This is a genomic window from Paenibacillus sp. DMB20 (assembly GCF_000987955.1).
Lineage (GTDB): Bacteria > Bacillota > Bacilli > Paenibacillales > Paenibacillaceae > Paenibacillus_AQ.
This window is the reverse complement of record NZ_LAZU01000019.1, coordinates 1-9,497: the sequence shown is the minus strand read 5'-3', so window position 1 is coordinate 9,497 and position 9,497 is coordinate 1. Positions and strand designations below refer to the sequence as shown.

The following is a 9,497-nucleotide window of genomic DNA, read 5'->3' as shown; positions in this document are numbered from 1 at the left end:
CCTTGGCAGTCTCAGGCAGCATGTCAAGCATGGACTCGGCCTGTTCAAGCCGTAACGATTTTCGGGTACCTTCAATATATGGCGTCTCCAGCTCAAACGCGATAATTTCGATGTGCGGATATTCCCGTTTGAATGCAGCGAGAGAACCGGTATGATCGATATCGTCATGCGTGATCATCAATTTGGTAATCGAATCCGGCATGACGCCGTGCCGCTCGGCAGATTCTTTAAGGAGAGGCATGAAATTGGGATAGCCGCAGTCGATAAGAATCGTTTCGCGGTCATCCAAAAGCAGGGTCGGGGTAATGATTTGTTGTTGTCCGCTGTGCTCAAACTCAATCTCAAGCAGATGATAGTTATGCATGATATGCACGGGTCCTTTCATTTACAGCGACATTCACGAGTGAGACGATGGTTGCGCTGGTCCGTGGATTTACAATCAAAATGGGTGCCGCCGCCGCACAAAAACCGACACCTTCGCCAAAGGGACAGAAATAAACCAAAAGGCATGCGATCAACAGGCCGAAAACTGATACACTAAGGTCAATGCTTGTTAATTTACGACTCGCGGGCGAGATAAGAACCAGATGGGTGCGGTTCATGCGAAAGAGCAGAAAGGATGAGCACAGAAATGAAACAGGGCCCACAAAAGCAGCCCCTATGTTATGCTTATCTTTTTTCAAAGGATCGGACGCAGCAACGGCTTCATTAGTGAAATGGGCTGTTCCTTATAGCCGTATATATTATAAATGAGTCCGTATCTCTTTAGAAAGATTATTTCAGCTTCATTAGGTTTACAATATCGTTAGCAGCTTTTCTTTTAACAACCCAATATAAGAGGTGTTCGCGATGTGGTATTCGAAATCCAAAGAAGAAGTCTTGCAGGAGCTTCGGGTAGACCCTGCCGCAGGGCTTGCTAAGGAAGAGGCCGGAGCCCGAATGAATCAATACGGCCCGAACAAGCTGAAAGGCAAGCCGAAAAAAAGCATGGTCGCCCTTTTCTTTGCGCAGCTCAAGGATATGCTGATCTATGTGCTCTTGGGTGCGGCTGTAGTCACGCTGATCGTCGGGGAATACATGGATGCCGTCATCATTCTGGCGGTCGTGTTTCTAAATGCGGCCATCGGCGTGTTTCAGGAAAATAAGGCAGAGAAAGCGATCGAAGCGCTGCAGCAAATGACGACGCCCCGGTCGCTTGTCAGAAGGGACGGGGAAGTGAGGGAAATCGACTCAACCAACATCGTTCCGGGCGACATCGTTATCTTGGATGCCGGCAGATATATTCCCGCCGATCTAAGGCTGTTGGAGAGCGCCAATCTGCAAATCGAGGAATCCGCCCTAACCGGGGAATCCGTTCCTTCCGATAAAAATGCGGATGCTCTTCTCGAAGATCCCAAGACGCCCATTGGCGATATGGCCAACATGGCTTTTATGTCCACCCTTGTTACCTATGGCAGAGGCGAAGGGGTGGCCGTAGCCACCGGCATGGGCACGGAGATGGGGAAAATCGCCCAAATTCTGGATGAGGATGCCCAGGAATTGACCCCGCTGCAGAAAAAATTGGAGGAACTCGGCAAAACATTGGGGTTTATCGCCATAGGCATCTGCGTGCTTATTTTCGTAATCGGCCTTATTCAAAAGAGAGACCTGTTTGAGCTTTTCCTGACGGCGATCAGTTTGGCCGTCGCCGCCATCCCGGAAGGACTTCCGGCGATTGTGGCTATCGTGTTGGCGCTTGGCGTGACGAGAATGTCCAAGATCAATGCGATCGTAAAGAAGCTGCCTGCCGTCGAAACCCTGGGTTCCGTCAATATTATTTGCTCGGATAAAACAGGTACGCTGACACAGAATAAAATGAGCGGTCGTGAAACCTATACGGCAACACCATTGGACGACGAACCGCCGGTCGAGCTCATCAAAACGCTTGTGCTGTGTTCGGATGCCACATACGAGAACGGTCAAGGCACCGGAGATCCTACCGAGGTTGCTTTGGTCGCTTACGGGGAACAGAACAGCATCGCGAAAAAATCCCTTGAAGCGGAATACAAGAGAGTGTCCGAAAAACCGTTTGACTCGGACCGGAAACTGATGTCTACCTTGAATCAGACGCGAAAAGGCTATCGCGTACATACGAAGGGCGCGATTGATCAACTGCTGAAAATTTCCTCTTCCGCCGTTGTCAACGGAGAGGTCGTGCCTTTGACCGAGGAGCTGAAACAGCAATATCTGAGGGCAGCCGAAGAGATGTCGGATGATGCCTTAAGAGTACTGGCCGCCGCGTTTAAAGATACCGAAACGCTTCTCGATCCGGATGATATGGAACGGGATCTTACGGTGCTTGGTTTCGTAGGCATGATTGACCCGCCGAGACTTGAGGTCAAGGATTCCATCAGGGAAGCGAAAATGGCCGGGATTACGCCGGTGATGATCACCGGGGATCATAAAAATACGGCCGTGGCCATCGCCAAAGAACTGGATATCGCCAGCTCGATTGACCAGAGCATGACGGGCTCGGAGATCGATGAGTTGTCGAATGAAGCCTTTGAACAGAAGATAAAGAATATCAGGGTATTTGCCCGTGTCTCGCCGGAGCATAAGGTGAAGATCGTGAAGGCTTACAAAGCACAGGGGAATATCGTTTCGATGACAGGCGACGGCGTGAACGACGCTCCATCCTTGAAAAACGCAGACATCGGGGTTGCCATGGGCATTACGGGAACGGATGTATCCAAAGGCGCGAGCGACATGATTCTGACCGACGATAACTTCACGACGATCGTTCAGGCGATCAGGGAAGGACGAAATATCTATTCCAATATCCGGAAGACGGTTACTTTCTTGTTGGCGTGCAACTTGGGCGAGGTCGTTGCGATCCTTGCATCCATCGTGTTTTTCTGGCCACTGCCGCTTTTGGCAACCCAGATCCTCTGGATTAACCTGGTGACGGACACGTTGCCCGCCATTGCGCTCGGCGTTGATCCCGGTGAGGAAGACGTGATGAAGAAAAAGCCCAGAGACCCCAAAGAGAGCTTTTTTGCAGGGGGGGCAGCCCTTAATGCCGTTCTCGGCGGGATTCTGATCGGGGCACTAACGTTATTCGCCTTTTATTGGGGGTTGCAAGAGTACGGCTACGGCTTAGGTTCAAACGATATCCCGGAGGATGCCATGACGTATGCGCGAACGATGGCTTTTGTGGTCCTCGCCGCCTCCCAGCTGTTTTATGCGTTTGCCAAAAGAAGTGCGACGAAGTCCATCTTTCAAATCGGGTTGTTTTCAAACAAACTCTTGGTTGGCGCCGTTGTTGCAGGCTTGGTTCTGCAATTTATCTCCATCAACGTACCGTTCCTTGCCGACGCATTTAACGTGCAAAACCTCAGTTTGGCGGATTGGGGACTGGTCATCGGATTGGCGCTGGTTCCTCTCTTCATCAATGAGATCATCAAGCTATTCGTACGCATGACCAGAATCAAGAAAGCTTAATGGAGCTTCCCGCCGTTTGCCGTAAGGCGATGAAAGCACGCGGAGAACGATGATCCCCGGCAGGATAGAAGGGTGCGGGTAAAACGCAAATATAAAATCAACAAAGACTGCCTGTTTAGGGCAGTCTTTGTTTGTCGTTTGGCGGAGCCGCGTGATGCAGGGCAGACAGCATCTATCAGCGGCTTTCCGGTTATCCGTCCGCGTTTGCCAGGAACGGCTTAATTTTCGGGAATACCTTCAGTGCCGTACGGTAGAAAACATCCTCATGATGCTCCTCCGGGATCAGTTCCCGGACGAACCGAATGTAGGCTTCTACGGGAGCGAGCGGCCAATCGGTGCCGAACAACAGCTTGTCGTAATGGTCGCAGTAGGTCACCGCGTGTCTCAGATGGGCGAAGAACAGCGGCGAATCCTTTAAACGGTTGCAATTGTCGGCATCGCCAACCATAAGTCCCGACAAGTCGGCGAATACGTTCCGGTTTTTATAGACGACCTCGGCCCCGTCCAGCACCCACGGATCACCGAAGTGCGCCATCATGAAATTGACGTTCCGATGCTTGACGGCCACCTCGTCGATGGTTAACGGATGTGAATATTTGAGCAGTCCCCGCTCCGAGTATGTATCCCCTGTATGAAATACGACAGGGACGCCGGCGGCAGCGGCCAACTCGTACACCGGTTCGTAAATGCTGTCGTAAGCATAGAAGGGATAATAGCCGAGGTAGATTTTGAGGCCGACCGCTTCCGGTTTGCGCAGATCGCGTTCCAGCGCTTCGAGTTCCCGTTTGCCGAGGCGGTAAGGATTGATGCCAAGGCAGTAGACAAGCTGGGGAGGGAGCGTCTCTACAAGATCGAGCCCCATCGGGGTAGCGGCTTCATCATCCGGGAAGCCCCCCGGCTTTGTCTCGGTCAGGCCCATGCCGATGCCGAGCACGACATCATGGTCGCGGTATTCTTTAAGGATCCCGTCCAGACTGTAATCCACGAATGATTTCTCCGCGGCGGTTGATTTGAACTCTTGAATATGAGACAGATGCATGTGGGCGTCAATGATCTTCATTTGGGCGATCTCCTCTCTGGTCCGGGAACCGGATCTGCAACAGGGAAGCCAAGGCTTCGCTTTCAATGCGGTCCGAGGAGAACAGCAGGAAAAGCGGAGCCGAGCGTACAAAGCCGCCGTTCGGCACACTCCGTTCGAGACCATGATCGACCTCGCATATTTGATCGTTGGCGAACACGGATGGATAATGCTCGCTCGAATCCATGATCATATGAAGCTGTTGTTCCCGATTCACCGCTTCGAAGACGATCTGTTTTGCTTCCGGAATTTCAAGTTCTTCCTTGCCCAGCCGGAACTTGTGGTATTCGCCGTCATGATGCTTTACGGATACCCGCAAATCTTCAAGCGAGGCGCCCGGCTGTACGAACATTTCCGCGTTCCAAGCCAGGTGGTCGAGATTCAGGCCCGTTTCCTGTTCGACCTCGGAGAAAACGCACAGCACAGGCACGCGGGACATCGTCAGGAAATATTGGTGCAGTTTCAGTCCCTTGTAAGTTTCATGCCGCTGAACGTCCAGCGTAAGCTTTAAGCCCTGCCATTCGTTGTTGAAGCTGTCCAATCGGGTAACGAATTGCGCCGAGCTGTTCTCCTTGAGGACAGACAGGGGACTCAGGTCGCCGATGCTGTATTTCAACCCGCCGATAAACGGATTCCACCATGATTTCGGAGCATGCTCAGGGTATCCGCTGGACAACCACTCCTCGCCTCCAACGCGCAGCGAGTGGAGGCCCGGGTAGAAAGACGGCGCGGCCGACATCTCCAGCACGCCATTGTCTACGGTGTGATTCTGTCCGGCTTGGCCCTCGTGCGCCCGGTACCGGATCGGTTCGTCTGACGGGACGAGCACGACAGAGCTTCGCTTCATGTCATGCGTCGGCAGCTGAATCTCCACATCGATCACATCCACGCTGTTTTGCTGGGGCACGGGCAGGGTACACCGCGTCATACCGGACTCATCGATGTCGATCTGCCGCGTTGCAGCATTTGGTTCATAGCGCAGTTGAGCGGACATCGTTCCCTCTCTCTGCATCAGCCGGTGATCCTGCAGCATGACTCCCGGATGGGAGCGGAGGAACGGATTGTTCCCGTTGACAATCAGTTCGATCGGATCGGTAAGCCGGAGATCGGTACGAATAACCGGCTCTTGCATGGCAAAGGCGCGAAAGCCGATCCATTCCGGGTAACTGCCCATCGCAAGATATACGGGTGCCGTTTCCGCTTTTACGCCTGGCGCCAGGTTTCCAAGCGAAGATTCCAGACTGATGTACCAGCCTTCCACCTGAACGCGGTGCGTCTGCGACCAGCTGACGCCGAGCGGAACGCTGCCGCGCTGGACAAATATCCAAGGTTCCGTGAGTTTGGAGCTTTCCCAATAGCTGTATTCGCTGCCTGTGACATCCCGGAGCTCGATAAATTTTCCGTTATAAGGCAGGATGGCATGTTCCAGCCCGAAGCGGACCGGTTGATTCACGTACAGATCGGAACAGGCCTGCTCTCCGGTGTTCTCCGCTTCGTGCCAGCAGGTTACGGTTCCCTCCCCGTACAGCAATATGTTCACGGTCAAGGCGACAGAAGGGAATGCGTTCGAAGAATAGCGCACCGACAACCCGATGGCGCCTTCCTTGCGGAACGGTTGAATCGATGTCGGCTTCGTCTTCGAGAACTCCATAGAGAACGGTTTGCCCAGCTTTGGAAAAGGCAGATCGGCGTTTGTTTTCATCCCGGGGCAGTGAAGCGAAAAGCTGTTCCATTCCTTGTCGAACGTAATCGAGAAATGTCCGTGGAACAGCTGCCAATGCTGCTCCGTCTCGCCGGCGAAAGCGGCCCCGGGACCGCTGAAGCCCGCGCCGATGGATCTGGCGAACGGAATGGCGGTGCCATCGGTCAGCCGGGCCTCGACTTCAACCTGTTGGGAGTAAAAGCCATACTGCCCGACCCGGTAAGGTACGGCGATGGAAGTCCGTTCCTGGGCCGCGAGCGAAACGTCAAAGGCGTGACGTCCCAAGGCAAGCACGGGACTGTCCGGCAGCGTGAAGCGAAATGATGCGGTTTCCGTAAAGTTGTTCTCGATATCGACATAAAAGGTGCCTTCCTTGGCCGGATAAGTGCTTCGGATCGGGGCCTTCAGCGCGAGCTGGGCAGGGAATCGCGGCATGACGCCGATCTGGAACAAGGCCTCCTGCCCGTTGATGCGAATCCGCGTCGTCACCCGGGGACATGTCCGCCACACGCTCTGCTCCTCTTCAACCGGACCGACGAAGAAGCTTGTCCGGATCGACTCCTCTTTTTCTACTTCGGTCTGATGCTCCCAGTCAAAGACGATATTGCGGTCATCCTCTCCGTGCATTTCCAGTGTTAGCGGACGGCCCGATTTGTTCACGACCCGGTACTCGATGGCATACGAGCGGCCAAAGACGGGTTTGGCCTGCTCCGCCGAAACGCTGATAAGGTAGTCGTCGGTTTCGATAAGTCGAATGCCTCTTCCGGTCCGCTCGAATTCTACGCGAAGCGTCACGTCGCTCTTCGCCCATGTGTAGGCGAAGTAATCAAAGCCGTTCTCCTTGCGGCCGTCGGGCTTGACCTCGATCTCGCGGGTTGAGTCGTCGTACCAGTCGATGACTTCGAAGTGGGGCGAGAGCGCTTCGGTATTCAGTACGGTTGGCATGAAATTCATTAGGTGGGTCGTATCTTCCCGATCCTCCCAGAAAAAACCGCATTTCTTATACAGCGGAACGGCTTTTGTATTGCTTGCCCACGTATAAAGATCAAGACGAGGCCATCCGAGCCGGACCGTCGTATCCAAGGCCGCACGGACGAGCTTCTTGCCGATTTGTTTGCCGTGGTAATCGGGCCTTACGTTCAGCAGGCCGATATAGAGCGCCCCGGTATCCTCGCGGTACTCGGACAGGCTGCAGTAGCCGACTACGGCATCCTGATCCAGTGCAAGGAAAACCTCGAGCGCGTCCGATCCTTCCTCTTCAGTCCGCACGCGTTCCGCCGTATGAAGCTCATTGCCTCCGCCCCAACCCTCATGGCTTCGGTTCCACATGTCTGCAACTCCGGTTGCAAGCTCCGGCTTATAGCGGACGATCTCAATCGGATTCATTCCATGACCTCCTGACTTGTTTGCTATTTTGTCATAATGTGTCAACGCCACATCTATATGTATAACGAGCAAACAGATTGAAGGTTGCAAAAATTTGGAATGGGGCTTTGAACAGCCCTCGCTTCCCAATAGAAAGTGTAGATGGAGTCGATATGTTTAGGGATCATTGGACCAGAAATGGCGCCGAAAACGACGATTTTTTACTTTTGCTCGGCCAACGGCACCTGCGTAAAACCAAAAAAATGGCATAACGCCTCTTGACCGTTTCACCGCGACACCGATGCAGCTAGACAAAAGTCCTACTTTTTTGTTGAAAAGGGTTCCTTTTACGAATATATTGTAAGTAAGAACGAAATTTATAAATAACAGTATATTCTTAGGAGGGTTATCCCAAATGAAAAAAGGGGTCATATCATTAATCAGTTTGGCATTATCGGTCACCATGTTGGCGGGCTGCGGCGACAAGCCGGGCAAGGAAACAAGCGGCGGCGCCGGCGGCGACGCGCCGAAGGCGAATTTCAAGGTAGGCATGGTTACGGACGCGGGTACGATTGATGACAAATCCTTTAACCAGGGAACATATGAAGGTATCGTGAAAGCCAACAAGGATTTCAACATGGAATATAAATACCTCAAGCCGGCCGGAACGACGGAAGCCGATTATTCAAAAGAAATCGGGAACCTGTACGACGCCGGGTATAAATTTATCGTAACGCCGGGCTTTAAGTTCGAAACGGCCATTTTTAAATCGCAGGACAAATTTAAGGATGCAAAATTCGTTCTGATCGACGGTGCTCCGCACGCAGGCGATAATAAACCGGTGGTTAAAGAAAACACCGTTTCGATCTTTTTCGCCGAGCATGAAGCAGGCTTCCTTGCCGGCGTGGCAGCGGCGCTGCATGTGAAGGACGGCCAAGCGGGCTTCATCGGCGGGATGGAAATTCCGCCCGTACAGAAGTTTAACTGGGGCTTCCAGCAGGGCGTGGCTTATGCCAACGAAAACCTGGGCACGAAAGTGACGATCAACAAAGAAAACGTCGTATACCAAGGATCCTTCGACAACGTGGCGGCGGGAAGCCAGCTGGCTGCTCAAATGTATGACCGCGGCGTGAACGTTATTTTCGCGGCTGCCGGCGGCGTAGGCGTTGGCGCAATCAACGAGGCGAAAACGCGCGCACAGAAGGGCGACGACGTTTGGACGGTCGGCGTTGACGTGGACCAGTACAAGGACGGCGTTTATGAGGGAGAGAAGTCGGTCATTCTGACTTCGGCGGTCAAGAAAATCGACCAAGCGGCATACGACATGATCAAAGCCGAAACCGAAGGCAAATTCCCAGGCGGACAAACGCTCACGCTGGATGCCAAGAATGACGCTGTCGGCCTGCCGGAGAAAAACCCGAACCTGAGCGACGAAATCGTGAAGCAGGTTGACGAAGTGTACAACAAAATTAAATCCGGCGAAGTTAAAGTAGCGGGAGAACAAGGGGAACTGATTAAGTAATTAGGTAATCGAAAGCTACCATGCACAACATAAAAAAAGACGGAGGGGATCCGTCTTTTTTTAAGGTATAAGAAAGTATAAGCTTCGAAAGACGCGGCTTCCTTATATCGCAAGAAAAACTTCCGCTAAATGCGGTCTGTCTTCTGAGAAAGTACGTCGATAGACGTTTTTCTTATGAGTATAAGAAAGTATAAGTTTCGAAGACGAGGCTTCCTTATATCGCAAGAAAAACATTCCGCTAAATGCGGTCTGTCTTCTGAGAAAGTACGTCGATAGACGTTTTTTCTTATGAGCCCTTAAAGGCATGGAATGATTTGAGTTCATGCTGATTTTAGCTGATTATTTACGAT

General features: G+C 52.5%; 5 protein-coding genes. 2 read left to right on the top strand and 3 right to left on the bottom strand.

Features of this window, described 5'->3' with window-relative positions; all coding sequences use genetic code 11:
• Positions 1 to 364 (bottom strand): MBL fold metallo-hydrolase (locus XI25_RS07055; RefSeq protein WP_046677982.1); only part of this gene is annotated, 364 nt, incomplete at its 3' end.
• 485 nt (positions 365 to 849) lie between these two features.
• On the opposite strand from XI25_RS07055, the gene XI25_RS07050 reads away from it, so the two are divergent.
• Entirely contained in the window at positions 850 to 3,480 is a 2,631-nt protein-coding gene (locus XI25_RS07050) for a cation-translocating P-type ATPase (RefSeq protein ID WP_046677981.1), read from the top strand.
• A gap of 190 nt (positions 3,481 to 3,670) precedes the next feature.
• Here the strand turns inward: XI25_RS07050 and XI25_RS07045 are convergent, their stop codons facing one another.
• Positions 3,671 to 4,540, bottom strand: a complete 870-nt coding sequence (locus XI25_RS07045; protein ID WP_046677980.1) for an amidohydrolase family protein — start codon at positions 4,538 to 4,540, stop codon at positions 3,671 to 3,673.
• Positions 4,527 to 7,646, bottom strand: a complete 3,120-nt coding sequence (locus XI25_RS07040; protein ID WP_046677979.1) for a GNAT family N-acetyltransferase — start codon at positions 7,644 to 7,646, stop codon at positions 4,527 to 4,529. Before XI25_RS07040 ends, XI25_RS07045 begins: the two co-directional genes overlap by 14 nt.
• A gap of 394 nt (positions 7,647 to 8,040) precedes the next feature.
• Between XI25_RS07040 and XI25_RS07035 the strand changes: the two genes are divergently transcribed.
• A complete protein-coding gene (locus tag XI25_RS07035; protein ID WP_046677978.1) occupies positions 8,041 to 9,147 on the top strand; it encodes a BMP family lipoprotein in 1,107 nt (368 codons plus the stop codon).
• Positions 9,148 to 9,497 lie beyond the last annotated feature (350 nt).